The sequence below is a fragment of the Serratia sp. 3ACOL1 genome (genome assembly GCF_003668775.1).
GTDB lineage: Bacteria > Pseudomonadota > Gammaproteobacteria > Enterobacterales > Enterobacteriaceae > Chania > Chania fonticola.
Genome location: NZ_CP033055.1, coordinates 1,686,965 through 1,712,961, shown reverse-complemented (window position 1 = coordinate 1,712,961; position 25,997 = coordinate 1,686,965). Strand labels below are relative to the sequence as shown.

The window sequence follows — 25,997 nt, the reverse complement described above, 5'->3', positions numbered from 1 at the left end:
ATGCTGAATATGATAACTCTCTAGAAATAAGCTAAAATTACGCCGATGGTGTTATTGGCTGGCGTTTAAAACCGCTAATAGCAGTGATAAACTGGAGCTCTGTCAACTTTTGCTGACAGATCGCTTCTTCCTTCCGGGGGAGAGGTTATCATCATCACCAGACATCCCCGCACCTGCAGAGATAAGGCCAATACTGATGCGTTTGGAAGTATTTTGCGAAGACCGTCTCGGTCTCACTCGAGAATTACTCGATCTTTTGGTATCGCGCGGTATCGACCTGCGCGGCATCGAAATTGATCCTATCGGCCGTATTTACCTCAATTTTTCCCAGCTGGATTTTGATACCTTCCGCGCGCTGATGGCGGAGATCCGGCGCATCAGCGGTGTGACCGATGTGCGCACCGTTAACTTTATGCCTTCCGAACGTGAACACCGTGCGTTACGTGCGTTGCTGGAGTCGATGCCGGAACCGGTGTTTTCCATCGATATGAAAGGCAAGGTGGAACTGACTAACCCGGCGGCTCAGACGCTGTTCAACTTCAGCGAAGACAAGATCCGCAATCAAACGGCGAGCCAACTGATTGGCGGCTATAACTTCAGCCGCTGGCTGGAGAGTGAAGACACTAAGCCGCATTCCGAGCGGGTGGTGATCCGCAGCCAGGATTTCCTGATGGATATCACCCCGATCTATCTGGAAGATGAGCAACAGCAGAATGCTCCCGTGGGCGCCGTGGTAATGCTCAAATCCACTGCCCGCATGGGCCGCCAGCTGCAGAACCTGTCGGTGAATGACGATACCGAGTTTGACCATATTGTCGCCGTCAGCCCGAAAATGCGCCACGTGCTGGAGCAGGCGCGTAAACTGGCCATGCTGGATGCCCCATTGCTGATTGTGGGCGATACCGGCACGGGGAAAGATATTCTGGCGCGGGCCTGCCACCTGCGCAGCCCACGTGGCAAACAGCCGTTCCTGGCGCTGAACTGTGCCGCCTTGCCGGACGATGTGGTAGAGAGCGAACTGTTTGGCCATGCGCCGGGTGCTTATCCGAATGCGTTGGAAGGTAAGAAGGGCTTCTTTGAGCAGGCCAACGGTGGCTCGGTATTGCTGGATGAGATTGGCGAGATGTCGCCACGCATGCAAACCAAACTGCTGCGTTTCCTCAACGACGGTACGTTCCGCCGGGTAGGGGAAGAGCATGAGGTGCATGTGGACGTGCGGGTGATCTGCGCCACGCAGAAAAACCTGACCGAACTGGTGCAGCGCGGTGAATTCCGTGAAGATCTCTATTACCGTTTGAACGTGCTGACCATCACCATCCCGCCGCTGCGCGAACGCCCGCAGGATATCATGCCACTCACCGAGCTGTTTGTGGCGCGCTTTGCCGATGAACAAGGGGTCGCCAGGCCGAAACTGGCCAACGATCTCAGTAGCTTCCTGTGCAAGTACGGCTGGCCTGGCAACGTGCGACAGCTGAAGAACGCCATCTATCGTGCCCTGACCCAAACGGACGGCTACGAGCTGCGCCCGCAAGATATCATTCTGCCGGATTTTGAGGTGGAGATAGCGTTAGGGGATGAAGTGATGGAAGGCTCGCTGGATGATATCAGCAAGCGTTTTGAACGCTCGGTACTGACTCGTCTTTATCGCACTTATCCCAGCACCCGCAAACTGGCCAAGCGTTTGGGCGTCTCGCATACGGCAATTGCCAATAAGCTGCGGGAATACGGGCTGAGCAATCGCAAGCTCACCGACGACAGCGAAGAATAACAGTCCCTCATTTTCAGGCATAAAAAAGCCCGGCTTAAAAACCGGGCTTTTTGCTATCTACGGGCTTATTTCAGCGCGGCAAGCGCTGCATCATAGTCTGGCTCGGTGGTAATTTCGTTTACCAGCTCGCTATACAGCACGTTGTCCTGGCCATCCAGCACCACCACGGCGCGCGCGGTCAGACCGGCCAATGGACCTTCGGCGATCTCTACACCATACGCCTGCTTGAAATCACCGCCGCGCAGGGTAGACAGGGTAACCACGTTGTTCAGGCCTTCTGCACCGCAGAAGCGTGACTGGGCGAACGGCAGGTCGGAAGAAATGCACAGGACCATGGTGTTATCCAGGCCACTCGCCAACTGGTTGAATTTACGCACCGATGCGGCACAGACGCCGGTATCAATGCTTGGGAAGATGTTCAGGACTTTGCGTTTACCCACGAAGCTGCTCAGTGCAACGTCTGACAGGTCTTTGGCAACCAGGGTAAAGCTTTTTGCCTGCTCGCCCTGCTGTGGCAGTTTGCCTGCTACAGTGACAGGGTTGCCTTGAAAATGTACGGTCTGAGTCATTGCTCGGTTCCTTTCAACGATGTTTATACAAAGATGTGAAGCCGATTAACACCGGGTTCACAATCTCGAAGCAGTTTAAGGCAACAATCGCACCTTGGATAGATAAAGTTTATAAACTGCAGGTATAGTGGACTGACTTTATGTGCTTTTTTCGCTCGGGAGCCGTTATGAGAAGCATGCGTTTTTACCCTGAAGCCTGGCCATTGCACACCGCCTTTGTGATCGCACGCGGTAGCCGGACCGAAGCCAAAGTCGTGGTGGTAGAGATTGAACAGCAGGGGATGCGCGGTGTCGGTGAATGCACCCCTTATCCGCGCTACGGCGAGAGCGAAACCTCAGTGATGGAGCAGTTGGCCGAAGTGTCCACGGCCATCGCGCAAGGGGTGACTCGGCAGGAGTTGCAACACCTGATGCCCGCGGGGGCGGCTCGTAACGCGGTCGATTCGGCACTGTGGGATTTGGAATGCCGCCTTGCAGGCAAAGATCTGTGGCAATTGAGCGGCGTTACCGCACCGGAACGGGTAGTGATGGCGCAAACGCTCAGCATCGGCTCGCCGGAAGCGATGGCGTTTGCCGCTAAAGAGCTGGAACAACAGGGCGCGACGCTGCTGAAAATCAAGCTCGACGATCACCTGATCAGCGAAAGGCTGGTGGCGATCCGCACGGCGGTGCCGCAGATGACGTTGATCGTCGATGCCAATGAATCCTGGCAGGCGGAAGGCTTGGCATCGCGTTGCCAACTGCTGGCGGATTTAGGCGTGGCGATGCTGGAGCAACCTTTACCGGCCAGCGACGACAGCGCCCTGGAAAACTTCATCCATCCATTACCGATTTGCGCCGACGAGAGTTGCCACACCAGCGGCGATCTGCCTCGGTTGGCGGGGCGCTATCAGATGGTCAACATTAAACTGGATAAAACCGGCGGGCTTACCGAAGGGTTACAGCTTGCCGCACAGGCACGCGCGCAGGGCTTCGAGATCATGCTCGGCTGTATGCTCTGCACCTCAAGAGCCATTACTGCAGCGCTGCCGTTGGTGCCTGGCGCACGTTTTGTGGATCTGGATGGCCCAACCTGGCTGGCAAAAGACGTAGTGCCAGGTTTGGCCTTTGAGTGCGGTGCTATTGAGCTTTCACGCTAGTCGGCGTAGGTCAGCAACTCGACCATGGCGGCAAGGTAGTTTTCGCTGGCCGCGTCGGCTGAAATAGGCGGGAACTCGGCGGTGATGCAGGGCAAGGACAAGTCTGCACACCAACTGCCGAATGAACCCGGCGTTTCATAGCCGACGCTGGTCACCAGCGGCAGGGCAAACTTATGCGCCAGCCAAACCCCCAGCGCGGAGCTTTCCGGATCTTCGATACAGGCCAATGGTTCATGGAAGGACACCACCCAGCGTGGCTTCAGGCGATGGATCAAATGGCACAATCCCTGGGTTTCTGGTTCGGAACCGGGCCTGCCGCCGGTAGAGAGCCGCACGTCACGAGCCTCCGCTGCACTGTTCCAACGGTAGACCGTATCGCCAGAGCGCCAGTTGGCCGCCGGGAAATTGCGGTTCAGATCGACGCCGTTGGCATTGGATCTCAATCCAAGCTGGCAACCATCCGGATTGACCGCCAGGATCACATGATGACGCAGTTGGGCGGGGGCGATACTGCGTAATGCGCAGGATAACGTCACCACCGCGGCAGTTTCGTCACCGTGGGTGCCTGCAATCACCAGCCCGGTTTCCGGGCCACTTTTGGCCGCCGGGAAATACAGCAGCGGGGCGCCTAACATCGATTTACCGTAAGTTTCACCTGCAACTGCCAGCTGGCCACGCTCACTGCGCGGTCTGTGTTGGGTCATGGGGTTTCCCTTTAAGCCAAAGTCAGAAATAATTGCGATGTTATTGAGTGTATTACGCTTTCGCTCATCTTTCCCAGTCTGTTAAGCGAATAAAGTGATGTCTATTGTTATACTATCGGCAGAGTGCTAACGACAAAGAGGATTTATCATGCCAGTTGCCAGAATAGTCGCGCGTTACAGCGAAAACGAAAAAGACACCATCACCCTACTGTGCGGCGTGGATGCAGAAAACCAGATCCGCCAGGGTGAGTGGTTTGGCGTAGTGAAAAATGACGATGGGCGTGGGGATGAATCCAACTATCCGTTCACCCTGCACGTGGATCATCAGAAAGGGGAGTTCTTCCTCGACTATGGTTTTGACGACGCCGAATCACGCCAGTTGCAAAAGACCGATATCCAGCTCAACCCGCTGGTAGAGAAAGGCTATTTCACCATCTTCGATGAAGAAGAAGGGGAAGAGTTCAGCTATAAGATCGCCAGTATTCATCTTTACGACTGATCCTGCCTAAGCAAACAGCCCGCATTGCCGATAATGGCTGCGGGCTTTTTTTTGGATCAAACATCCACTTTTTACATTCTTGTTACGCGTGGCTATAGGTGGCGGGTATCTTTGTGCTATATGATAAAAAATTCATGGGGTTAACTGGGGCATATCTAACATGACGAGAAGAAAAACTCTGGCGAGTTTTCGTTTAACGCTTTGCGCGGTCACCATCAGCGCGGGTATTAGTGGTGCTATGGCAGCTCAGGTTCCCCCAGGTACCGCTCTGGCGGAGAAACAGGAGATCGTGCGGCACATCAAAGATGAGCCGGCGTCGCTCGATCCGATTAAAGCCGTGGGCCTGCCAGAAGCGCAGGTGGCACGCGATCTGTTTGAAGGGCTGGTGAATCAGGACGCGCATGGCAAAGTGATCCCCGGTGTCGCCACGCGCTGGCAGACCTCGGATAACCAGACCTATATCTTCACGCTACGCAAAGATGCCCGCTGGTCCAACGGTGACCCTGTCACGGCGAAAGACTTCGTGTATAGCTGGCAACGGCTGGTCGATCCGAAAAGCCTGTCGCCGTTTGCCTGGTTTGCTCAGCTAGCCGGGATCCAGAATGCCGAAGAGATTATCGCCGGTAAGCTGCCCATCGATAAGCTGGGCGTAGTGGCGGTGGATGACCACACGTTAAAAGTACAACTGAACAAACCGGTGCCCTATTTTGTCAGCCTGACGGCGAATTTCAGCCTGTTCCCGGTTCCTAAAGCCGTGGTTGAGCAATACGGCAATGACTGGACCAAAGTGGGCAATCTGGTAGGCAACGGCGCATTCAAACTGCAAGAGCGAGTGGTTAACGAGAAACTGGTACTGGTGCCGAACAACCATTATTGGGATCATAAACACACGGTGTTGACCAAGGTGACCTTTGTACCGATCAACCAGGAATCTAACGCCACCAAGCGTTATCAGGCTGGTGATATCGATATTACCGAATCCTTCCCGAAAAACATGTACCAAAAGCTGTTGAAGGATATCCCGGACCAGGTCTACACACCGGACCAACTCGGCACTTATTACTACGCGTTCAATACCCAGCGTGCGCCAACTAATGATGTTCGGGTGCGTAAAGCCTTGTCTTACGCTATCGATCGCAAGATCATTGCCGAGAAAGTGCTGGGCACCGGCGAGAAACCGGCCTACCACTTCACGCCGGATGTCACTGCGGGCTTTAAGCCGGAAACCAGCCTGCTGCAGCAACAGTCTCAGGAAGAGTTGAACGAGCAAGCCAAGGCGCTGATGCAGGCAGCGGGTTATGGCCCGAACCATCCTCTGAAATTGACCCTGCTGTATAACACTTCAGAGAGCCACCAAAAGATTGCCATTGCCGTGGCGTCAATGTGGAAGCAAACATTGGGCGTTGACGTTAAACTGCAAAATCAGGAGTGGAAAACCTATATCGACAGCCGTAACACCGGCAATTTCGACGTGGTTCGCGCCTCCTGGGTGGGGGATTACAACGAGGCCTCGACCTTCCTGTCGCTGCTGACCTCTTCACACAGCGGGAATATCGCCAAATTTAACAGCCCGCAATACGACCGCCTGTTGGCCGATGCCAGTCGCGAGACTAATCCAACGGCGTTAACCGCCGACTATAACAAGGCCGAGCAGATGATTGCGGCCGAGGCCCCGATCGCCCCGATCTATCAATATACCAACGGGCGTCTGATCAAACCTTGGGTGAAGGGCTACCCAATCACTAACCCAGAAGATGTCGCCTACAGCCAGGAAATGTATATTCTGAAACATTGATGTTCAGAGTCCTGACGCCTGCCCAAGCCCTCGCCAACACGGGGGCTTTTTACTTTCAGATCCCGTTACGGCGTTGCCACTTTGATCCCTAAGGCAATAACGCTAGACTCTGTATCAACGGCAAAATAATGAGGGTTTTGAATGGATGTCATTGAGGGGCGCGAACTGCAGGTGCCCGACGCGGTCTATGCCTATCAACTCGACGGCAAGGGTGGCACCACGCCAATTGAGGATGACGATAAGATCACCAGCGAGGAGCCATGTTGGCTGCATCTGGACTATGCCCATCCGGCCAGCGCCGAGTGGATTGCCAACACGCCGCTGCTGCCAGATCTGGTAAGACAAGCGCTGGCGGGGGAAAGCACCCGGCCACGCGTTACTCGATTGGGCGACGGCACGCTGATCACGCTACGCGGCATCAATTTCAATACGGACTCACGGCCCGATCAACTGGTGACGTTCCGCGTCTATATCACCGATAAAATGATTATCTCCACCCGCCATCGCAAGGTCTACTCGATCGATGAGGTGGTTAATGAATTGCGCAATGGCCAGGGGCCGATTAATAGCGGTAACTGGCTGGTAGAAATCGCTGATGCGCTGACCGACCACACCAGTGAATTCATCGAAGATCTGCACGACAAGATCATCGATCTGGAAGATGCGTTATTGGAACAGCAAACCCCGGAACGTGGGCAGTTGGCGCTGATCCGCAAACAGTTGATTGTATTACGCCGCTACATGGCCCCGCAGCGCGATGTGTTTTCGCGTTTAGCGAGTGACCGCCTGCCGTGGATGAATGACGATGAACGCCGCCGCATGCAGGACATTGCCGATCGCCTGGGGCGCGGATTAGATGACCTGGATGGCAGCATTGCCCGCACGGCGATCCTGTCGGATGAAATCACCACCGTGATGGCTGACGCCATGAACCGCCGTACTTACACCATGTCGCTGATGGCGATGGTCTTCCTGCCAACCACTTTCTTGACCGGGCTGTTCGGGGTCAACCTGGGGGGGATCCCAGGCAGCGGCAGCCCACTGGCGTTTGCCTCTTTCTGCTTCATGTTGGTGGCATTGGTCGGGGGGGTTGCCTGGTGGCTGAGACGGAGCCGCTGGCTATAACGACAAATAGTGGCGAAAACGCGAGTAAAGTTGAGCAGTATCAACATTTGCCTACGCGAACTACGGCATTCTTGCTCTTGCAGGTGAATGCAACGTCAAGCGATGGGCGTTGCGCTCCATAATTGTTTTATTTACTTATTTTTAGAATTATTGCATAGCACATTTAATTCAATACGATGCCGGTTTAATCACCGGCATTTTTTTATGCTTTTTTCTCTTTGGCGAATCCCAAACAACCGGCTCACTCCGTAGGGGCGCTGCATGCTGCGCCCAGTTAGCGACATGCCGTCTAAGATCGCCCAATTAACAACACGCCGCCTTGATTAGGCTAAGCCGCGCTTTCGTCCCAGAAACTGGCCTCTATCTTGTGGCCATCCAGATCGCGGACGAAACAGCCGTAATAGGCGGCACCGTAATGTGGCCGTGAGCCCGGAGCACCGTCTCCTTGTGCCCCAGCGGCGACCGCCTGCTGATAAAACTCATCAACCTGCTGCTTGCTGGTGGCGAAGAAGCCAACATGCACACCGTTTGCGGTGCCTGCGGGTTTGCCGTCTATCGGTAGTTGCAACCAAAATTCGGGATAGTCACGACCATAGCCGATAGCGCCAGGGTGTTCCAGCACGCGTCGGCAGCCTAACGCACCGAGAACCTGGTCGTAAAACTGTGCGGCGGCATCGAAATTGTTGGTTCCCAGCGAGACGTGGGAAAGGCAGGGGGTGATATTCATCGTTGGTCTCCTTTGACTGTATAAATAAACAGTATAAGGTAAAAACCGCACTGTCAGGCACTTTATGCGTGAATTGTGAACAGGATCTAAAATTAAGCGGGGAAAAAACCTCCGCCTGCGGGCACAGGCGGAGAGAGGGACTATTTGATTTCCAGCACGTTCAGGCGTTCAAACGCGGGTGAGCCGTTGTCATCCGAGTCTTCCGGCTGCCAACCCACCGGTTGCAGTGGAATATCTTCACGGTCAAACGCCAAATCGCCACCATCGACCACTTCGCTGCCGTGGTGAATGCCTTTGAAGTCAAACAGTTCGGTATCGCACAGATGTGAAGGCACCACGTTCTGCATGGCGCTGAACATGGTTTCGATGCGGCCTGGGTAGCGTTTGTCCCAGTCGCGCAGCATATCGCCAATCACCTGGCGTTGCAGGTTTGGCTGTGAGCCACACAGGTTGCACGGGATAATCGGGAATTCTTTCGCTACCGAGAAACGCTCGATGTCTTTCTCGCGGCAATAGGCCAGCGGGCGGATCACCACGTGTTTACCATCGTCGCTCATCAACTTGGGTGGCATACCTTTCAGCTTGCCGCCGTAGAACATGTTGAGGAACAGCGTTTGCAGGATATCGTCACGGTGGTGGCCAAGGGCAATCTTGGTGGCACCCAGCTCGGTGGCGGTACGGTAAAGGATACCGCGGCGCAGGCGTGAGCACAGGGAGCAGGTGGTTTTGCCTTCCGGGATCTTATCCTTCACGATGCTGTAGGTGTTTTCTTCAACGATCTTATATTCCACCCCCAGGCTTTCCAGATAGGCTGGCAGGATGTGCTCGGGGAAGCCGGGCTGTTTCTGATCGAGATTCACCGCGACCAGTGAGAAGTTCACCGGAGCGCTTTTTTGCAGATTGCGCAGGATCTCCAGCATGGTGTAGCTGTCTTTCCCGCCGGACAGGCAAACCATGATGCGATCGCCTTCCTCAATCATGTTGTAGGCGGCGATAGCTTCACCCACGTTGCGGCGCAGGCGTTTTTGCAGTTTGTTGAGGTTGTACTGCTCTTTTTGGCTAATTGTTTGATTTTCTGACATTTAAATCGTGCTCGTTCTCATTTGGGTGCGCTACGGCGGTATGACACTTTTAGCGGGCAAGTTTAGCATTCTCTGGGAGGATTTGGTCATTATTCGTTTGAGCTGTGGTAATGTCAGGTCAAGTTTCATAGCCATTCAGGGATAGGCTGTGGTTGGCAACGCAACAGATTTAAAGGATCTCCTCGCAAAGACGAGACCTGATTTTACCATTCAAAACTTACGTGACTTCACTGACTGGGCTGAACAGAGGGTGTTGGCTGGTGATCCTTCTAGCAATTTGCTGATATTGGCTTCGCTAGGGCTGGACAAGGATTTAATCAGGGAAGAGGTACAAACTTATTTTGCAGCATACCTCAAAGATATCGGTAAGCCCTATCCAGATAGCTTGGAGGCCACGGTCTACTATTTTCGACGATGCTTTAAGATTTTGGCCTGGTCTGAGGATGAAAACGTCGTTTGGGGCACGTTAATCGACACGTTCGATCGCTGGTATGAATTTGATAGCGCAATGTTAAATCGAGTTGTTAACTATTGGAATGGGGTCCGAAGCGATTTCGTTGATTGCTTTGATGAGGAGTATGGTTATTTACATGTTATGTTCCCAAGACACTTCGACATTCCACGTCAAAAACAGTGTGATTACATAAGGGAAACCGCAAAGCGCTTTTTCTGGCTCTTAGAGTGCGACTACACTTGCTCACTGATATTAAAAAACAGCTCGTAAGTATTCAGGTGTGGCCACGATCATTTGGATGGGCGCAGCATGCAGCGCCTTACATAGTGAACCAGAGCAAAAAAGGGCGCGAAACCGCGCCCTCAACAGAGTTACTCCGAACCTGCCTTCTCAGACTTTCCAGCCAGCAAGCTAAGGAAATCGTATTTCTCTTTCAGCTCTTTTTCTGCTGCTTCATACAACGCGGCGGCAACTTCAGGCTGCTGCGTGTTAAGGCGGCGGAAACGCTGTTCCTTATTCAAGGTCGCCGTCAGCTCACTGTTCGGTGGCCGGGAGTCCAGCGCCAACGCGGCTTTGCCTTCCGCAGTACGACGCGGATCGAAGCGATACAGCGGCCAGAAGCCGGTCGCGGTTAGCTGCCGCATCTGGTCGTGGCTGAGCGCCAGATCGTAACCGTGTTCCTCACAAGGGCTGTAGGCGATGATCAGGGAGGGGCCGGGGTAGGCTTCTGCCTCCTGAATCGCTTTCACCGTCTGGTTAAGCTGCGCGCCCAACGAGATCTGCGCAACATACACATGGCCGTACATCATCATGCTGACGCCAAGATCTTTACGGGCCTTGCGCTTGCCGTGCTCACCAAACTTGGTCACGGCCCCTAGCGGAGTGGCCTTGGATTGCTGCCCGCCGGTATTGGAGTAGCACTGCGTATCCAGCACCAGCACGTTGACGTTTTCCGTCAGGCTCAGCACATGATCCAGACCGCCGAAGCCGATATCGTAGGCCCAGCCGTCACCGCCGATCAGCCAGATAGACTTATCTACCAGATAGTCGGCATCGGTAGCTAGCTGACGGGCGTCGTTACCTGCCACGTTAGCCAACAGGCTACGTAATTCGGCGATCTGCTGGCGGCGCGGGCCGGTGGCGATCTCTTCTGCCTGCAATGAGGCTACCAACTGGGCAGGTAATTGCGGTGCCAACGTGTCGAGCAGACGCAATACGCGGCGGCGGTGCTGATCCACCGTCAGGCGGAAGCCCAGACCAAATTCGGCATTATCCTCAAACAGCGAGTTTGCCCAGGCTGGTCCACGGCCGTCGGCGTTGGTGGTGTAAGGCGTGGTGGGTAGGTTACCGCCATAGATCGAAGAACAGCCGGTGGCGTTGGCGATCAGCAATCGGTCGCCATACAGCTGGGTCAGCAGCTTGATATACGGCGTTTCGCCACAGCCGGAACAGGCACCCGAATATTCAAACAGCGGAGAGATCAGCTGCGAGGTGCGGATATCGATGCGTTCCAATTGCGAAGCGTCGATCTCTGGCAGTTGCAGGAAGAAGTCATAATGGGCCTTTTCCTCTGCCAGATGATCGAGGCGGGATGCCATATTGATCGCCTTGATTTCCGGATTCTGGCGATCTTTCGCCGGGCAAACCTCTACGCACAGGTTACAGCCGGTACAGTCCTCTGGGGCGACCTGCAATACGTATTTCTGGCCGCGCATATCACGGGATTTTACATCCAGTGATTGCAGTGTGGCAGGGGCGTACTCCATGGCTTCTGGCGGAACCACCTTGGCACGAATGGCTGAATGCGGACAGGCGGCGACGCAGTGGTTGCACTGAGTACACAGGTCCGGCTGCCAGATCGGTACTTCCTCGGCGATATTGCGTTTTTCCCATTGGGTGGTGCCCACAGGCCAGGTGCCATCCGGTGGGAATGCAGAAACCGGCAGGGTATCGCCCAGCCCGGCCAGCATCACGGCAGTAACGGTTTTGACAAAATACGGTGCGGCGTCGGAAACCACCGGAGGACGTATCGGGCTGTTGCTGTCGAGTGGGCGCAGCGGGATTTCCGTCAGCTCACTCAGCGTTGCCCCCAAGGCCTGCCAGTTTCGTTCGACCACCTCTTGGCCCTTGTTGCTGTAGCTGCGGGCAATCGCTCCCTGTAGCTCCTGCAACGCCACTTCACCCGGCAGGATCTTTGTCAGATGGAAGAAGGCCATCTGCATGACGGTATTGATACGGGCACCCAAATGACATTCGCGCGCCAGCTTGGCCGCATTGATGATATACAGTTTTGCCTGGCGCTGATGCAGGATCGCCTGGACCTCCTGCGGCAGGCGTGACCAGACTTCATCCGCGCTATAAGGTGTGTTGAGCAGGAAAATGCCGCCAGGTTTTAGCCGTTCCACCATTTGATACTTGTCGATAAACTGCCATTGGTGGCAACCGACAAAGTCGGCGCGGTCGATAAGGTACGCCGAATTGATCGGCTTATCGCTAACCCGCAGGTGTGAGACGGTCAGGCCGCCGGCCTTTTTCGAGTCGTAGACAAAGTAGCCTTGGGCAAACATCGGCGTGCTGTTGCCGATGATTTTGATGTTGTTCTTGGTGGCAGAGACCGAACCATCGCTACCCAAACCGTAGAACAGGGCTTCCAGCGAGGCCCGCTGAGGGAGCGTTTCTTCGTGGAGCGGTAGTGAAAGACCGGTAATATCGTCGAAAATGCCCACGGTAAAGCGTGGGCGAGGCTTATCCAGCATCAACTCGCGGAAAATGGCCAGCGCACAGTCCGGGCCAAACTCCTTGGAAGACAGCCCATAGCGCCCGCCAATCACCATCGGCATGCTGGCGCGTTCGCCACGGCTAAAGGCTTCCGCCAGCGCGGTCATCACATCCAGGTATAAAGGCTCGGCCAGAGCACCCGGCTCTTTGGTGCGGTCAAGCACCGCAATTTTTTGTGCGCTTTCCGGCAGTACGGCGAGCAGATGTTTGGCGGAGAAAGGACGGTAAAGCCGGACTTTAACAACGCCCACTTTTTCACCGCGCGTCAGCAGGTGGTCGATCGCTTCTTCACAGGTGCCGATGGCGGACCCCATCAGGATCACCACGCGTTCGGCCTGCGGGTGGCCGTAATACTCAAACGGTTGATAGCTGCGGCCGGTGATGGCAGCAAACTTGTCCATCGCCTGCTGCACATGCTGGTAAGTATTGTCGTACCACGGATTGGTCGCTTCCCGCGATTGGAAGTAGGTATCCGGGTTGGCTGACGTACCGCGTATGACGGGATGGTCCGGTGAGAGAGCCCGGCTGCGGTGGGCGTCGATGGCGTCCTGCGGCATCATCTGCTGTAGCGTTTCGTCACTCAGCGGGGCGATCTTGTTGATTTCATGCGAGGTGCGGAAACCATCGAAGAAATGAATGAACGGCAGGCGGCTGTTTAGCGTGGCCGTCTGGGCGATCAACGCGAAATCCTGCGCTTCTTGCACGTTGCTGGCGCACAGCATGGCGCAACCGGTCTGGCGTACGGCCATCACGTCGGAGTGATCGCCAAAGATGGATAATGCATGGGTTGCGACGGTGCGAGCGGCAACGTGGAGGACGAATGGCGTCAGCTCCCCGGCCAACTTATACAGAGAAGGGATCATCAACAGCAATCCCTGGGACGAGGTGAAGGAGGTGGAAAGCGCGCCGGTTTGCAATGCGCCGTGCACGGTAGCAATAGCTCCGCCTTCGGACTGCATCTCCACCACGTTGGGTACGTCGCCCCAAATGTTTTTCCTGCCGTCACTGGACCAGGCAGCGGTTTGTTCCGCCATGGTCGAACTCGGGGTAATTGGGTAAATGGCAATCACTTCACTGGTGCGATAAGCCACGGAAGCGACAGCGTTATTACCATCTGTAGTAATCATCTGCAGTACCTTTCTGTGCTCACAAAGCTGCAAAAGTCAGCTTCTTATAATCATCAGCAAAGTCTAACAGAGGGGGTTATTTGTGCTTTATCGCATTTGTGTGGCGCACAAAATCCGGATGTAAGGTGATATTTCGTTAAAAAATAATTACTATTTGCAGCGTAATGGTAAAGCGTTGCCGCGATGTAACGCTAATTTAATCTCCGTGTCTCATATTGATGTGACGCGAAACAGAAAGAAGAAGTTGAAAATGACCGCATTTATCTATTTAGCTATGGCGATTATCGCCGAAGTGATCGCCACCACCTTGCTGAAAGCCTCCGAAGGGTTTACCCGCTTGTGGCCATCGGTGTTTGTCGTGTTGGGTTACGCGGTAGCATTTTGGGGGCTTTCGATGGTGGTAAAAACCATGCCGCTGGGGATTGTCTATGCCATCTGGTCCGGGTTGGGGATCGTGCTGGTGTCTATTGCCGCGGTGTTTATTTATCAGCAGAAGCTGGATTTGCCTGCGGTGGTTGGTATGGGGCTGATTATTGCTGGGGTGCTGGTGATCAATCTGCTCTCCAAGTCGGCAGGGCACTGATCGGGAGCTAAAATGCTTTCAGGTCAAAAAAAAGCCAAATTAATGGCTAATCATATTTCTATTATTAAGCTAACAAGCTAGATTACTAAAGTTGTCTTTCCGGTTGCCGCTTGTTGATGAGATGAATAGGCGGCAACTTGAAGCTCAACGGGTGGACATCAAAGATAACCAAACGGGCCCATCGTTCCAGTGGCTCGGGTTATCAGCAATGGCAAAATTACACAGCATCGTTTCGGTTCAGGGGTACGAATAATGATCTCAGCAAAATGGCTGCTTGCCGGCGCCATACTCTCTTTGGCTGCCTGCAGCAGTAATAACAACCAAGAACCACAGCAGATCGCCACCAGTGCCAATATTGGTGCGATACCTACCAGCGAAAGCTGTGCCAGCGTGGGCGGAGTAACCACCATTGCCCATTCGCTCAACGGCGATACGCTCAGAATGTGTCAGATGCCGAACGGCAAACAGTGCGAAGAGTCGGCGCTGGGCCGTGGAGCCTGTGCCCGGTAAGGCCATTTTATCCCGGTCGTAAGGTGCTACAGGTTGGCAACCATTGTTACCTACATCACCGTACCAGCTCCCTCTCCCTTTGGGAGAGGGTTGGGGTGAAGGGGATAATTAGTTAACCCAGTCTTTCAGGGTATATACCAGTTGGTGATCGCTGCCGCTCAGGGTCAACTGTTGGCCATTGAGTGAGACTTTTGCACCGTTAGCCAGCAGCGTCCCGATGGCTTGATCCCATTGGTTACGTTGTGGATCCGCGCACATCATGCGGGTAGTGGCGAGGTTTTTCACCGTCAGCACGCCGTTTTCTAACTGGCCCTGGCCGAAGAAACGGTTGCACATAGACCCGGAAATATTCATTTTCTCGCCGAACTCAATGCTCGGGCCGCTGCCTTGTTTCGCCTCAACTGCCACACCATCCACGCTTTGCAACACAAAGTTATGATGCAGCAGATCGCTTTCTACTACGGTTTGTTGTTTGGTTTGCGCGGAACCACAACCAGCCAATAGCGCACAGGCCATTGCTAAAGGGATCAGTTTTTTCATTATTGTTTCCAGAAGATAAACGGGCGCAGCATGCAGCGCCCCTACGAAAAGGTTGAGAGAGTTAGGGACGTAAAGTACGCCCCAAAGCATCAGGCATTAAGCTGATTGGGGCAGGCTTCACCCCGTGCAAGCTGTTCAATATTTTTCAACGTGGTTTGCGAGATACTGGTCAACGCCTCTTCCGTCAGGAACGCCTGGTGGCCGGTAAACAGCACGTTATGGCAGGCGGACAGGCGGCGGAAAACGTCGTCCTGGATCACATCGTTGGATTTGTCTTCAAAGAACAGGTCGCGTTCGTTCTCGTATACGTCCATCCCCAGCGCACCAATCTTTTGCTGTTTGAGGGCATCGATGGCGGCGGAGGAGTCGATCAAGGCACCGCGGCTGGTGTTAATTACCATCACGCCGTCCTTCATCATCGAAAACGCGTCCGCATTCAGCAGGTGATGGTTTTCCGGCGTTAATGGGCAGTGCAGGGTGATCACGTCCGCCTGGGCATACAGCGTTTTAAGATCGACATATTCGGCACCCAGCTCTAACGCCTGCGCGCTTGGGTAGGGGTCGTAGGCCAAGAGCTTCATGCCAAAGCCTTTCAGAATACGCATGGTGGCTACGCCGATCTTACCGGTGCCAATCACCCCGGCGGTGCGGTTATGCATATTGAAGCCGATCAGCCCTTCCAGCGAGAAGTTGGCATCGCGGGTGCGTTGATAGGCACGATGAATGCGGCGGTTCAGGCACATCATCATGCCCACGGCGTGTTCGGCTACGGCTTCAGGTGAATAAGCCGGAACGCGCACCACCTTGATACCCAGCTCTTTCGCCGCATCCAGATCGACGTTATTGAACCCGGCACAACGCAGGGCGAGGATCTCGACCCCAAGCGCAGCCAGCTCTTCCAGCACTTCCCTGCTACCGTCGTCATTGACGAAGATGCACACGGCCTTACAGCCGATAGCCGTTTTGGCGGTTTTCTTGCTTAGCAGAAAGTCGAAAAACTCCAGCTCATAACCAAACTGCTGATTTACCAATTCAAGATACTTACGGTCATACTGTTTGGTGCTGTAAATCGCCATTTTCATCGTGGTTTCTCCCGCGTGATTATGTGATCAAATTAACATATTTTGCCAAATACGACAATGGTTTAGCGCCCTGTGGCGGCGCAGGTCTTTTAGGGTTTTATGCTGATAATCAGTGTATTAGCCATTTTCTATATTCACTGGGTAAATATCAAAATTGCGAAACCTGCTCTATAAATGATGAGATGGGTTCACCTTCACCTGCCAGGGGATCCGTGTCATCATTGCGCCTGGCTAATCGATGTTTATCAGGAACTAAACCTGCGCTTAATGACAAAGAGATTAAAAGTATTCGTAGCGATCGTGGTGGGTATCGCCCTGTTGCTCTTAACGCTATGGCAAACCCTGCCGCGTTGGTTGCCGCGAGCGATCGCTCCTTGGTTGCCGCAGGGTAGCCAACTGGTTTTACAAGGGCCGTTGCGCTGGCATCAGGGATCTTTGTATCTTGATGGGCTGAAGTTCAGCGCCCAAGGCTGTGCCATAGCCAATGTCAGTGAACTGCAACTCTCTTACCAGATGGGCAATTGGCATTTAAAGAGCGAACGAGCGGACGTCGATACCGCCTGCCTGTCAAAATTGCCCGCCGCCGAGGGTGACAGCGCGCCGTTAACGCTAGACCAACTGCAAGCGATGCTGCCGCCGTTTGACCTGAACATCAATCTTCTCACTCTCACCCCATGGCAAGCCTATGCCGGCAAATTGCAGCTGTCATCTGTGGCCACTGGCCAACGGCTGCATTATCAAGGCAAGAATGTCACCGCCGAGGCACAGTTGGATGAACATCAGCAACTGACGTTAAGCAAGCTTAGCATCACGCCACCCAACAGCACGGTTCCTGTTCAACTGACAGGCAAAGTCACCATACCGCTGGATATGGACAGTTTACCAACCCAAGGGGCGTTGCAAGGTGAGATACAAACTGCCTATCTGGAAAAACCCTTGTTGCTGGATTTGCATTGGCAACAGCAGCAGGGGGTGTTGACCCTGACGGAAAAGGGCAGCGACCAACCGTTGGCTACTCTCCCCTGGGCATTAACGCCAAAACAGATCAGCATCGAAAAAGGGGAATGGCGCTGGCCTTACCTGGAGCAACCGCTCAGTGGTGGATTGAATGTGGCGTTGCATGACTGGAGCCGGGGGTTTGACGAAACCCAAATTACCGCACGTTTGAACGTGATCACCGCCGGGCACAACGGCAAGGGCAACGCGGTGCTGACGTTGGGGCCGGGTAGCCTGAGCCTGACCAACAGCGATCTGGGATTCCAGCTTACCGGGCAGGCAAACCTGGCCAATCTCTCGCTTACGGCGTCAATCCCCGGCATTATCAGCGGCTCGATCCTTAACCCAACGCTGGTGCTACAGCCGGGATCATTACTGCGCGCCTGGGGCAGCCCGGCACCGGATATGAAGCTGGAAGAGGCTCGGCTGCCGCTGGCTGGGGTAAGAGTCACCGCTCTTGGGGTCACTGGCCGTTTGCAGGCGATTATCAGTGCCAGCGAAAGTTACTGGGGGCGCTTCAAGCTGCATCTGGACGGTCAGGCACAAGATTTCTGGCCAGACCATGGTCAGTGGCAATGGCGTTCTTGGGGGAACGGCAAGTTACCGCCACTACAAGCTGCATGGGATGTCGCAGGCAGTGGGCGTTGGCAGGACACCAGCATCACCCTGGATCGTCTTTCTACCGGTTTTGATCGCTTGAAATACGGCATGGTCACAGTCGCGACACCACGCATGACGCTAAGCCAGCCGATCAAGTGGCAGCGGGATATCAAAGCACCGAGCCTTACCGGCGGTGTGCAACTGGTGGCTGACAAAACCAGTTTTGGTGCAGGCAGTTATTTGCCGGCTTCGGTGCTGGATTTGCAGTTGCAAGGTACGGGGCCAGACAGTTTTCAATGGCAAGGCGCGTTGCAGGCCGAGCAGATTGGGCCAATCAAGTTGCGTGGCCGCTGGGATGGCGAACGCCTGCGTGGTGAAGGCTGGTGGCCAAAACAGTCGTTAACGGTATTCCAACCGCTGATTTCACCCGATCTGAACATCAAACTGCGCGCGGGTGAGTTCTATGCACAGTCGGCATTCTCAGCGGCACGAGTGCAGGGGTTTGAAGCTGGTGGCCACTGGGTGGTACGCAACGGTGGCATGTGGCTGCAAGACGGCGAATTGAGCGGGCTGGATTTTGTCTTGCCCTATCGGTTTAAGAACCACCTGTGGCAGCTTGGGGCCAAACGCCCGATCATGCTGCGCATCAAGTCTATCAAGACGCTGTTTGAGATGCAGAATATTACCGCCGATCTCCAAGGTACCTATCCGTACAGCGAGGCGTATCCGTTGACGTTGAGCAATATCGGTGTAGATATGCTGAACGGTCATATCAGCCTTTCGGCATTACGTATGCCGCAGCATGATGCGGCGGTGCTCAAACTGGATCAAATCGACCTCAGCGCGCTGTTTACCGCGCTCAAGCCAAAGCAGTTCGCCATGTCTGGCCGCATCAACGGTGAGTTACCTCTGTTCCTCAACCACCCCAAATGGCTGGTGCAAAACGGCTGGATCGCCAATGCGGGGGTTATGACGTTGCGGCTGGATAAAGATATGGCCGATGCCATTGGCAGCAATAACCTGGCCACCGGTGCTGCCATCGACTGGCTACGCTACATGGAAATCAACCGCTCAAAGGCGCGGGTCGATCTCGATAACCTGGGCGAACTGACGCTAAAGGCGCATATCGATGGCGTAAATCCGCAGAAAAATGCCAAGCGTGAGGTTATCCTTAACTATAGCCATCAGGAAAACGTGTTTCAGCTGTGGCGCAGCCTGCGCTTTGGCGACAATTTACAAGAGTGGCTGGAGCAGGCGCTCTCTAAACCCGAGGAACAACAATGAAGAACGCGACAGGGCCATTGCTGGCAGCCGTGTTGGGCGCATCCTTGCTGAGCGGTTGTGTACCGCGCATTGAGGTGGCGACGCCTAAAGATCCCATCACCATCAATATGAACGTCAAAATTGAGCATGAGATCCATATCAAAGTGGATAAGGACGTTGAGAACCTGCTGAAAGACCAAAGCGGTCTGTTCTAGGAGCCAGCATGAAAAAGCATTATCTGTGGTTGATTGCCGCCGGTTGGTTATTCAGCGGGATGGCTCAGGCGTTGACGCTGGATGAAGCCAAGCAGCAGGGGCGGGTAGGCGAAACGCTCAGTGGTTATATCGCTCCGGTGAAGCAGGATGCGGAGACTCAGGCGTTGGTGAAAAAAATCAATGCCGGGCGCGCCGAGAAATATCAGCAGGTGGCCGCCAGCAATCATATCGCCATCGATGAAGTCGCGCGGATGGCCGGGCAGAAGCTGGTGACACGAGCGCCAGCAGGGGAATATGTCCGTGGCATTAACGGTCAGTGGTTGCAGAAATAAAAAAGCGCGCCTTAGGCGCGCAACGGAATTTAAACGACTTATTGTTCTGAGGGTAAAACGGATTTTGCAGGTGTGTTTCACTTCCCAGAGCGCAATCTCTGCGCCCTGGTATCGCTATTTAAGCGGCGATCACTTCGGCCAGTAACGCTTTGGCATCGGCCTGGGCTTTGGTCGCAACGTCTGGACCGTAGGCAATCCCTTCGGCAAAGACGAACTCAACCTCGGTAATACCGATAAAGCCCAGGAACAGACGCAGGTAAGGTTCTACCAGGTCGGTTGGGGTGCCTTTATGGATGCCGCCACGGCTGGTCAGAATGATGGCGCGTTTGTTTTTCACCAAGCCTTCCGGGCCGTTCTCGGTGTAACGGAAGGTGACGCCGGCACGGGCAATCAGGTCAAAATAATTCTTCAACTGAGTTGGGATGTTGAAGTTGTACATCGGCGCGGCGATAACGATAGTATCGTTGGCTTGCAGCTCGGCAATCAGTTCGTCTGACAGGGCCAGTGCTTCTTTCTGGCGTGGGGTCAGCGGGGCATCTGAAGGGCGCATTGCGCCAACCAGTTCGCCATCCAGCACAGGGATCGGTTGTGCAGCCAGGTCACGTACGGTGATGGTATCGTTGCTGTGAGTATTGGCCCACTGCTCAACGAAGAAATCAGCCAGTTGGTTAGATTGAGAATAAGTAGCCAGGATGCTGGATTTTAGAACCAATACTTTGCTCATCGAAAATTCCTTTCATGTTGACTGTGACATCAGGGCTGGTTGCCCGTTGCATGAGGTACACTCTATTCACATTGTTCCAACAGGGATAGCGGAATATTTCGAGATCTACGTTCGATTTTATTGAACAAGAAAATCCAGGCTAAACGGATGGATTATGGGGAGAAATGCCATTGTGGTATCCTGCTGCGCTAAGTCAAAAAATCGATAAACCTAATTTAATAAACGCAGTTATTGGCACCTACACGTCAGCTATAACATCAAACCTAGTCCCTGACGTTAACCAGTAGCTGCGAAGAAACAAGGAACACCGAACGTGAAATCTACGCTCGCGGCATTGTCATCCCAACTGGGTGACTTGATGCTCCGTGATCAGCAGCGCCTGCAACGCCGGTTGCAAGGTGCGCGCAAAGTCAAAAGCCCCGAAGCTCAACAGGCGGTTGCCACAGAAATAGCGGGTGATATCGAGCAAGCCTTGCAGAAGGTGCGCTCCCGCGCGGCCTCGTGCCCGAAAATCACTTACCCTGAAAGCCTGCCTGTCAGCCAGAAGAAACAGGACATTCTTGCCGCCATCCGCGATCATCAAGTGGTGATCGTGGCGGGTGAAACCGGCTCCGGCAAGACCACGCAGCTACCGAAAATCTGCCTGGAGTTAGGGCGCGGCGTCAAAGGCCTGATTGGCCACACGCAACCGCGCCGCCTGGCTGCACGCACCGTTGCCAACCGCATTGCCGATGAGCTGGAAACCCCGCTGGGTGGCAGCGTCGGCTACAAGGTGCGCTTCAACGATCAGGTGGGTGAAAATACCCTGGTCAAACTGATGACCGACGGGATCTTGCTGGCCGAAATCCAGCAGGATCGCCTGCTGATGCAGTACGACACCTTGATCATCGATGAGGCGCACGAGCGCAGTCTGAACATCGATTTCATCCTGGGTTACCTGCGGGAGCTGTTACCAAAACGCCCGGATCTGAAGGTGATCATCACCTCGGCCACCATTGATCCGCAGCGCTTTTCTCGCCACTTCAACAATGCGCCGATCATTGAGGTTTCTGGCCGTACCTATCCAGTGGAGGTGCGTTATCGGCCGGTGGTGGACGACGCCGACGATACCGAACGCGATCAGCTTCAGGCCATCTTCGACGCGGTGGACGAATTGGGGCGTGAAGGGCCAGGCGATATCCTGATCTTTATGAGCGGTGAGCGTGAAATCCGTGACACCGCCGATGCGCTGACCAAGCTCAACCTGCCGCACACCGAGGTGCTGCCGCTGTATGCCCGCCTGTCCAACAGTGAACAGAATCGGGTGTTCCAGTCGCACCACGGCCGCCGCATCGTGCTGGCGACCAACGTGGCAGAAACCTCGCTGACCGTGCCGGGTATTAAATACGTTATCGACCCAGGTACGGCGCGTATCAGCCGCTACAGCTTCCGTACCAAAGTGCAGCGTTTGCCGATCGAGCCGGTTTCGCAGGCTTCTGCCAACCAGCGTAAGGGCCGCTGTGGGCGTGTTTCGGACGGTATCTGTATCCGCCTGTTCTCGGAGCAGGATTTCCTGTCTCGCCCGGCGTTTACCGACCCGGAAATTCTGCGAACCAACCTGGCCTCGGTCATTTTGCAGATGACCTCGCTGGGATTGGGTGATATTGCCGCCTTCCCGTTTGTCGAAGCACCGGATAACCGCAATATTCAGGACGGCGTGCGCCTGTTGGAAGAGTTGGGGGCGATCAAAACTGCGGAAAACGGCCACTATCAACTGACCCCACAGGGCCGTCAGTTGGCGCAGTTGCCGATCGACCCACGTTTGGCTCGAATGGTGCTGGAAGCCCAGAAGAGTGGCAGCGTGCGTGAGATGATGATCATCACCTCGGCGTTGTCGATCCAGGATCCGCGTGAGCGGCCAATGGATAAGCAACAGGCCTCCGATGAAAAACACCGCCGCTTCGCCGACAAAGACTCCGATTTTATGGCGTTCGTCAACCTGTGGGATTACCTGAAAGAGCAGCAGAAGGAAAACTCTTCCAGCCAGTTCCGCCGCCTGTGCCGCAACGATTTCCTCAACTATCTGCGGGTACGTGAATGGCAGGATATCTATACCCAACTGCGCCAGGTAGTGAAAGAGCTGGGCCTGCCGGTCAACAGCGTGCCTTCGGATTATCGTAGTGTGCATACCGCGCTGCTGAGCGGCCTGCTTTCGCACATTGGCCAGAAGGATGCGGATAAGCAAGAGTTTACCGGTGCGCGCAACGCCCGTTTCTCCATCTTCCCTGGCTCCGGGCTGTTCAAGAAGCCGCCGAAATGGACGATGGTGGCAGAACTGGTGGAAACCAGCCGCCTGTGGGGCCGTATAGCCGCGCGTATCGAACCAGAATGGATTGAGCCGATGGCTCAGCACCTGGTCAAGCATCATTACAGCGAACCGCACTGGTCCAAATCCCAGGGCGCGGTGATGGCCAGCGAAAAGGTCACGCTGTTTGGGTTGCCGATCGTCGCGGCTCGCCCGGTGAATTACAGCACCATCGATCCGCTGCTGTGCCGTGAACTGTTTATCCGCCATGCGCTGGTGGAGGGTGACTGGCAAACGCGGCACCCGTTCTTCGCCGCCAACCTGAAGCTGCGTGCCGAAGTGGAAGAGCTGGAACACAAATCGCGCCGCCGCGACATTCTGGTGGATGACGAGACGCTGTTCAGTTTCTACGATCAGCGTATTCCGAGCGACGTGGTGTCCGGGCGTCATTTTGACCAGTGGTGGAAAACCGCCGGGAAGCAGAACGCTGAGCTGCTCAACTTCGAAAAAGAGATGTTGATCAAGGACGGAGCCAATAAGGTCAGCGCGCTGGATTATCCGAACTACTGGTATCAGGGCAACCTCAAGTTGCGTCTGACCTACCAGTTTGAGCCGGGCACCGACGCCGATGGCGTGACAGTGCACATCCCGTTACCGATCCTCAATCAGGTGGAAGAGGCCGGTTTTGAGTGGCAAATCCCCGGTATCCGCCGTGAACTGGTGATCGCGCTGATCAAATCGTTGCCTAAGCCGATGCGCCGCAATTTTGTGCCAGCACCGAACTACGCTGAAGCTTTCCTTGGCCGGGCAACGCCGTTGGAAATGCCGCTGCTGGACTCGCTGGAACGCGAGTTACGTCGCATGACCGGCGTGACGGTGTCACGTGAGGATTGGCAGTGGGATCAGGTGCCCGATCATCTGAAAATGACCTTCCGCGTGGTGGGTGAGAAACACAAAACCCTGCGCGAAGGCAAAGATCTGGCCGCGTTGCGGGCCCAGCTCAAAGATAAGGTGCAAGAGACGCTGTCGGCCGTGGCTGATGATGGCCTGGAACAGAGCAATCTGCATATCTGGAGCTTTGGCAAACTGCCTGAGTTTTATGAGCAGAAGCGTGGCGGTTACTCGGTCAAGGCTTACCCGGCGCTGGTGGACGAAAAAGACAGCGTAGCCATCCGCCTGTTTGACAGCGAACAGGAGCAGCAGCAGGCCATGTGGCAAGGTACGCGCCGTTTGTTGCTGTTGAACATCCCTTCGCCGATCAAATATCTGCATGAGAAGTTGCCGAACAAGGCCAAGCTTGGGCTGTATTTCAACCCGTATGGCAAGGTACTGGATCTGATCGACGACTGTATCTCCTGCGGCATCGACAAGCTGATTGCCGAACACGGCGGGCCGGTGTGGGCGGAAGAGAACTTTGCCCGGCTGCAAGAGTTGGTACGGGCCGAGCTGAATGAAACCGTGGTAGGCGTGGCCAAGCAGGTGGAACAGATCCTGACGACGGTGTTCAATATCAACAAACGCCTGAAAGGGCGCGTTGATATCTCGTTGGCGTTGGCGCTGTCCGACATCAAGGCCCAGCTTAATGGCCTGGTTTACCGCGGTTTTGTCACCAATAATGGTTGGAGCCGCCTGCCGGACACCTTGCGTTATCTGCAAGCGATAGAGCGCCGTCTGGAGAAGCTGGCGATCGATCCGCACCGCGATCGCGCTCAGATGATCCGGGTGGAGCAGGTCCAACAGGCGTGGCAGCAGTGGCTGAACAAGCTGCCGCCAAAACGCCTGCAGGATGAAGAGGTGAAGGCGGTACGCTGGATGATCGAGGAGCTGCGCGTCAGCCTGTTCGCGCAGCAGTTGGGTACGCCTTACCCGATTTCTGAGAAGCGTATCTTGCAGACCATCGATCAGCTTTCTGCGTAACCTTTAAGCCTTGCTGAACAGGCGAGGCTTAACAAGCTACATCCCAGCAGCGTTAACGGCAGGTGCTGGCCCATGGCGGCCAGTGCCAGGCCGCCAGCGATCAGCAGATAATAGAGTAACCCCAATACCGCTCCGGCAGCACCCAGCCGGTTGCGGTAATGCTTCAGGGCCTGACTGAGAATATTGGGAATGGCCAAGCCAAAGGCCACGGTCACCGCCATACAGGGCAACAGGATCATCAGACTTGCCTGCCAATGCCATGCAGCAACAGCGGCCAACAGGGCTAACAGACTGGCCATTTGGATCTGCCGGTAAGCGCATAATCCTTTTTGCAGAAGGTAGCGGTTTGCCGCTGCGCCGCACAGGCTGCCAAAGGCCAAAACAATCCCCGAATAACCAAACTGCTCGCTGGTCAGCCCCAAGGTCTGAAAAATAAACGGGGCTAGACTGAAGTAGCTGAACGCCATGATGTTAAAACTGGCAACCAGCAACGCCGAGCACCAGATTTGCCTATCGCGCAGCATCTCCTGCAAACAGGGGAGTAAAGCGATACCGGCGGTTTGCTGGCGGGTTTCTGGCAGCGCTCGCCAGCACCAGATCAGCAGCAACAGCGCCAATCCGGCTTGCGCGGAGAAAATGGCCATGCGACCGCCCCAAAACACCAGCATTCCGCCGCTAAACATCCCCAACACCGGGCTTATCGACAATGCCATGCCAATTATCGCAAACATCTTGCCTAACGCCTGCCCCTGATAGACATCGCGCAGCATGGTCTGTGTCACCACAGAACCAACGGCGGCACCAAAGGCGATAACGGCGCGTGAGACGATGAGCAACGTGAAAGAGTTGCTCAGCAACGCCAGCAAGGCTCCGGCCGTATACAGCAGCAAACCGGCGAGCATGGCGGTTCTACGGCCATATTTGTCGCTGATCGTTCCCCAAAACGCCACGCCGAAAGCGAAGGCGAAAAAATAGACCGACAGGGTGTGGCTGGCCTGCGTGGCATCGATCTGGTAATCAAAGCGGATAGCGGTTAACGCCGGGCTATAGAGCGTTTCCAGGATTTGTGGTGCCATGATCATCACGATGATCAGTAGCAGAGGTAGATTTTTGACGGACATGACATTCTCCCTAAAAAGTATCGCCAGTATAGGGAGATGGTGATTGTTCGATTACAATCATCG

Annotated in this window: 21 protein-coding genes; 12 read left to right on the top strand and 9 right to left on the bottom strand. The window is 54.8% G+C overall.

What is annotated here, in order from left to right:
- The first annotated feature begins 196 nt into the window (after window positions 1-196).
- A complete protein-coding gene (gene tyrR / locus D9980_RS07850; RefSeq protein ID WP_024486019.1) occupies window positions 197-1,768 on the top strand; it encodes a transcriptional regulator TyrR in 1,572 nt (523 codons plus the stop codon).
- 65 nt (window positions 1,769-1,833) lie between these two features.
- Here the strand turns inward: tyrR and tpx are convergent, their stop codons facing one another.
- Window positions 1,834-2,337, bottom strand: a complete 504-nt coding sequence (gene tpx / locus D9980_RS07845; RefSeq protein WP_021806539.1) for a thiol peroxidase — start codon at window positions 2,335-2,337, stop codon at window positions 1,834-1,836.
- A gap of 167 nt (window positions 2,338-2,504) precedes the next feature.
- On the opposite strand from tpx, the gene ycjG reads away from it, so the two are divergent.
- Window positions 2,505-3,476 (top strand): L-Ala-D/L-Glu epimerase, encoded by a 972-nt coding sequence (gene ycjG, locus D9980_RS07840; protein ID WP_024486020.1) that lies wholly within the window; start codon window positions 2,505-2,507, stop codon window positions 3,474-3,476.
- Here the strand turns inward: ycjG and mpaA are convergent.
- Window positions 3,473-4,180: a murein tripeptide amidase MpaA gene (gene mpaA, locus D9980_RS07835; protein ID WP_024486021.1), complete on the bottom strand. Its 708-nt coding sequence runs from the start codon at window positions 4,178-4,180 to the stop codon at window positions 3,473-3,475. The genes ycjG and mpaA overlap by 4 nt on opposite strands.
- Before the next feature lie 148 nt (window positions 4,181-4,328).
- Between mpaA and D9980_RS07830 the strand changes: the two genes are divergently transcribed.
- The 3 genes from D9980_RS07830 to zntB all read left to right on the top strand — a co-directional run bounded on the left by D9980_RS07830 (window position 4,329) and on the right by zntB (window position 7,599).
- Complete coding sequence (locus tag D9980_RS07830; RefSeq protein ID WP_024486022.1) at window positions 4,329-4,679, top strand: hypothetical protein; 351 nt, start codon at window positions 4,329-4,331, stop codon at window positions 4,677-4,679.
- A 160-nt stretch (window positions 4,680-4,839) separates the two neighbouring features.
- Window positions 4,840-6,474 (top strand): ABC transporter substrate-binding protein, encoded by a 1,635-nt coding sequence (locus D9980_RS07825; RefSeq protein WP_162304242.1) that lies wholly within the window; start codon window positions 4,840-4,842, stop codon window positions 6,472-6,474.
- Between the two features lie 141 nt (window positions 6,475-6,615).
- Complete coding sequence (gene zntB / locus D9980_RS07820) at window positions 6,616-7,599, top strand: zinc transporter ZntB (protein WP_121606958.1); 984 nt, start codon at window positions 6,616-6,618, stop codon at window positions 7,597-7,599.
- A gap of 328 nt (window positions 7,600-7,927) precedes the next feature.
- On the opposite strand, the gene D9980_RS07815 is transcribed toward zntB, so the two are convergent.
- Window positions 7,928-8,326, bottom strand: coding sequence for a VOC family protein (locus tag D9980_RS07815; protein WP_121606957.1), 399 nt, complete (start codon window positions 8,324-8,326; stop codon window positions 7,928-7,930).
- Window positions 8,327-8,466: 140 nt separating this feature from the next.
- On the bottom strand, window positions 8,467-9,408 hold the full coding sequence (gene ttcA, locus D9980_RS07810; protein WP_024486026.1) for a tRNA 2-thiocytidine(32) synthetase TtcA: 942 nt from the start codon (window positions 9,406-9,408) through the stop codon (window positions 8,467-8,469).
- Window positions 9,409-9,556: 148 nt separating this feature from the next.
- On the opposite strand from ttcA, the gene D9980_RS07805 reads away from it, so the two are divergent.
- A complete protein-coding gene (locus tag D9980_RS07805) occupies window positions 9,557-10,132 on the top strand; it encodes a hypothetical protein (RefSeq protein ID WP_121606956.1) in 576 nt (191 codons plus the stop codon).
- A gap of 101 nt (window positions 10,133-10,233) precedes the next feature.
- Here the strand turns inward: D9980_RS07805 and nifJ are convergent, their stop codons facing one another.
- On the bottom strand, window positions 10,234-13,767 hold the full coding sequence (gene nifJ, locus D9980_RS07800; RefSeq protein WP_121606955.1) for a pyruvate:ferredoxin (flavodoxin) oxidoreductase: 3,534 nt from the start codon (window positions 13,765-13,767) through the stop codon (window positions 10,234-10,236).
- Between the two features lie 250 nt (window positions 13,768-14,017).
- Between nifJ and D9980_RS07795 the strand changes: the two genes are divergently transcribed.
- Together D9980_RS07795 and D9980_RS07790 are read left to right on the top strand one after the other, a co-directional pair.
- Complete coding sequence (locus D9980_RS07795) at window positions 14,018-14,350, top strand: SMR family transporter (RefSeq protein WP_021806525.1); 333 nt, start codon at window positions 14,018-14,020, stop codon at window positions 14,348-14,350.
- A 252-nt stretch (window positions 14,351-14,602) separates the two neighbouring features.
- Window positions 14,603-14,860 carry a DUF333 domain-containing protein gene (locus D9980_RS07790; RefSeq protein WP_121606954.1) on the top strand — a complete coding sequence of 86 codons (258 nt, stop codon included), beginning with the start codon at window positions 14,603-14,605 and terminating at the stop codon, window positions 14,858-14,860.
- A gap of 108 nt (window positions 14,861-14,968) precedes the next feature.
- Here the strand turns inward: D9980_RS07790 and hslJ are convergent, their stop codons facing one another.
- The gene (hslJ, locus tag D9980_RS07785) at window positions 14,969-15,400 is read right to left on the bottom strand and encodes a heat shock protein HslJ (RefSeq protein ID WP_121606953.1); all 432 of its coding nucleotides are present in this window, start codon (window positions 15,398-15,400) and stop codon (window positions 14,969-14,971) included.
- A gap of 89 nt (window positions 15,401-15,489) precedes the next feature.
- Window positions 15,490-16,482 carry a 2-hydroxyacid dehydrogenase gene (locus D9980_RS07780; protein WP_024486550.1) on the bottom strand — a complete coding sequence of 331 codons (993 nt, stop codon included), beginning with the start codon at window positions 16,480-16,482 and terminating at the stop codon, window positions 15,490-15,492.
- Between the two features lie 267 nt (window positions 16,483-16,749).
- Between D9980_RS07780 and D9980_RS07775 the strand changes: the two genes are divergently transcribed.
- The 3 genes from D9980_RS07775 to D9980_RS07765 are packed head-to-tail and all read left to right on the top strand — an operon-like array spanning window position 16,750 to window position 19,888.
- Window positions 16,750-19,362 (top strand): YdbH family protein, encoded by a 2,613-nt coding sequence (locus tag D9980_RS07775; protein WP_121606952.1) that lies wholly within the window; start codon window positions 16,750-16,752, stop codon window positions 19,360-19,362.
- Window positions 19,359-19,556, top strand: a complete 198-nt coding sequence (locus D9980_RS07770) for a YnbE family lipoprotein (protein ID WP_024486548.1) — start codon at window positions 19,359-19,361, stop codon at window positions 19,554-19,556. Before D9980_RS07775 ends, D9980_RS07770 begins: the two co-directional genes overlap by 4 nt.
- A gap of 8 nt (window positions 19,557-19,564) precedes the next feature.
- Window positions 19,565-19,888 (top strand): YdbL family protein, encoded by a 324-nt coding sequence (locus D9980_RS07765; RefSeq protein WP_024486547.1) that lies wholly within the window; start codon window positions 19,565-19,567, stop codon window positions 19,886-19,888.
- Between the two features lie 118 nt (window positions 19,889-20,006).
- On the opposite strand, the gene azoR is transcribed toward D9980_RS07765, so the two are convergent.
- Window positions 20,007-20,612, bottom strand: coding sequence for an FMN-dependent NADH-azoreductase (azoR, locus tag D9980_RS07760; protein WP_024486546.1), 606 nt, complete (start codon window positions 20,610-20,612; stop codon window positions 20,007-20,009).
- Between the two features lie 313 nt (window positions 20,613-20,925).
- Between azoR and hrpA the strand changes: the two genes are divergently transcribed.
- On the top strand, window positions 20,926-24,813 hold the full coding sequence (gene hrpA, locus D9980_RS07755; RefSeq protein ID WP_121606951.1) for an ATP-dependent RNA helicase HrpA: 3,888 nt from the start codon (window positions 20,926-20,928) through the stop codon (window positions 24,811-24,813).
- On the opposite strand, the gene D9980_RS07750 is transcribed toward hrpA, so the two are convergent.
- Complete coding sequence (locus tag D9980_RS07750; protein ID WP_121606950.1) at window positions 24,798-25,934, bottom strand: MFS transporter; 1,137 nt, start codon at window positions 25,932-25,934, stop codon at window positions 24,798-24,800. The genes hrpA and D9980_RS07750 overlap by 16 nt on opposite strands.
- Between the last annotated feature and the right edge of the window lie 63 nt (window positions 25,935-25,997).

What these genes read in the sequence shown, in the direction of transcription:
- tyrR (WP_024486019.1), top strand. Translation starts at nt 197, where the DNA reads ATGCGTTTGGAAGTATTTTGCGAAGACCGTCTCGGTCTCACTCGAGAA.
- tpx (WP_021806539.1), bottom strand. Translation starts at nt 2,337, where the DNA reads ATGACTCAGACCGTACATTTTCAAGGCAACCCTGTCACTGTAGCAGGC.
- ycjG (WP_024486020.1), top strand. Translation starts at nt 2,505, where the DNA reads ATGAGAAGCATGCGTTTTTACCCTGAAGCCTGGCCATTGCACACCGCC.
- mpaA (WP_024486021.1), bottom strand. Translation starts at nt 4,180, where the DNA reads ATGACCCAACACAGACCGCGCAGTGAGCGTGGCCAGCTGGCAGTTGCA.
- D9980_RS07830 (WP_024486022.1), top strand. Translation starts at nt 4,329, where the DNA reads ATGCCAGTTGCCAGAATAGTCGCGCGTTACAGCGAAAACGAAAAAGAC.
- D9980_RS07825 (WP_162304242.1), top strand. Translation starts at nt 4,840, where the DNA reads ATGACGAGAAGAAAAACTCTGGCGAGTTTTCGTTTAACGCTTTGCGCG.
- zntB (WP_121606958.1), top strand. Translation starts at nt 6,616, where the DNA reads ATGGATGTCATTGAGGGGCGCGAACTGCAGGTGCCCGACGCGGTCTAT.
- D9980_RS07815 (WP_121606957.1), bottom strand. Translation starts at nt 8,326, where the DNA reads ATGAATATCACCCCCTGCCTTTCCCACGTCTCGCTGGGAACCAACAAT.
- ttcA (WP_024486026.1), bottom strand. Translation starts at nt 9,408, where the DNA reads ATGTCAGAAAATCAAACAATTAGCCAAAAAGAGCAGTACAACCTCAAC.
- nifJ (WP_121606955.1), bottom strand. Translation starts at nt 13,767, where the DNA reads ATGATTACTACAGATGGTAATAACGCTGTCGCTTCCGTGGCTTATCGC.
- D9980_RS07795 (WP_021806525.1), top strand. Translation starts at nt 14,018, where the DNA reads ATGACCGCATTTATCTATTTAGCTATGGCGATTATCGCCGAAGTGATC.
- D9980_RS07790 (WP_121606954.1), top strand. Translation starts at nt 14,603, where the DNA reads ATGATCTCAGCAAAATGGCTGCTTGCCGGCGCCATACTCTCTTTGGCT.
- hslJ (WP_121606953.1), bottom strand. Translation starts at nt 15,400, where the DNA reads ATGAAAAAACTGATCCCTTTAGCAATGGCCTGTGCGCTATTGGCTGGT.
- D9980_RS07780 (WP_024486550.1), bottom strand. Translation starts at nt 16,482, where the DNA reads ATGAAAATGGCGATTTACAGCACCAAACAGTATGACCGTAAGTATCTT.
- D9980_RS07775 (WP_121606952.1), top strand. Translation starts at nt 16,750, where the DNA reads ATGACAAAGAGATTAAAAGTATTCGTAGCGATCGTGGTGGGTATCGCC.
- D9980_RS07770 (WP_024486548.1), top strand. Translation starts at nt 19,359, where the DNA reads ATGAAGAACGCGACAGGGCCATTGCTGGCAGCCGTGTTGGGCGCATCC.
- D9980_RS07765 (WP_024486547.1), top strand. Translation starts at nt 19,565, where the DNA reads ATGAAAAAGCATTATCTGTGGTTGATTGCCGCCGGTTGGTTATTCAGC.
- azoR (WP_024486546.1), bottom strand. Translation starts at nt 20,612, where the DNA reads ATGAGCAAAGTATTGGTTCTAAAATCCAGCATCCTGGCTACTTATTCT.
- D9980_RS07750 (WP_121606950.1), bottom strand. Translation starts at nt 25,934, where the DNA reads ATGTCCGTCAAAAATCTACCTCTGCTACTGATCATCGTGATGATCATG.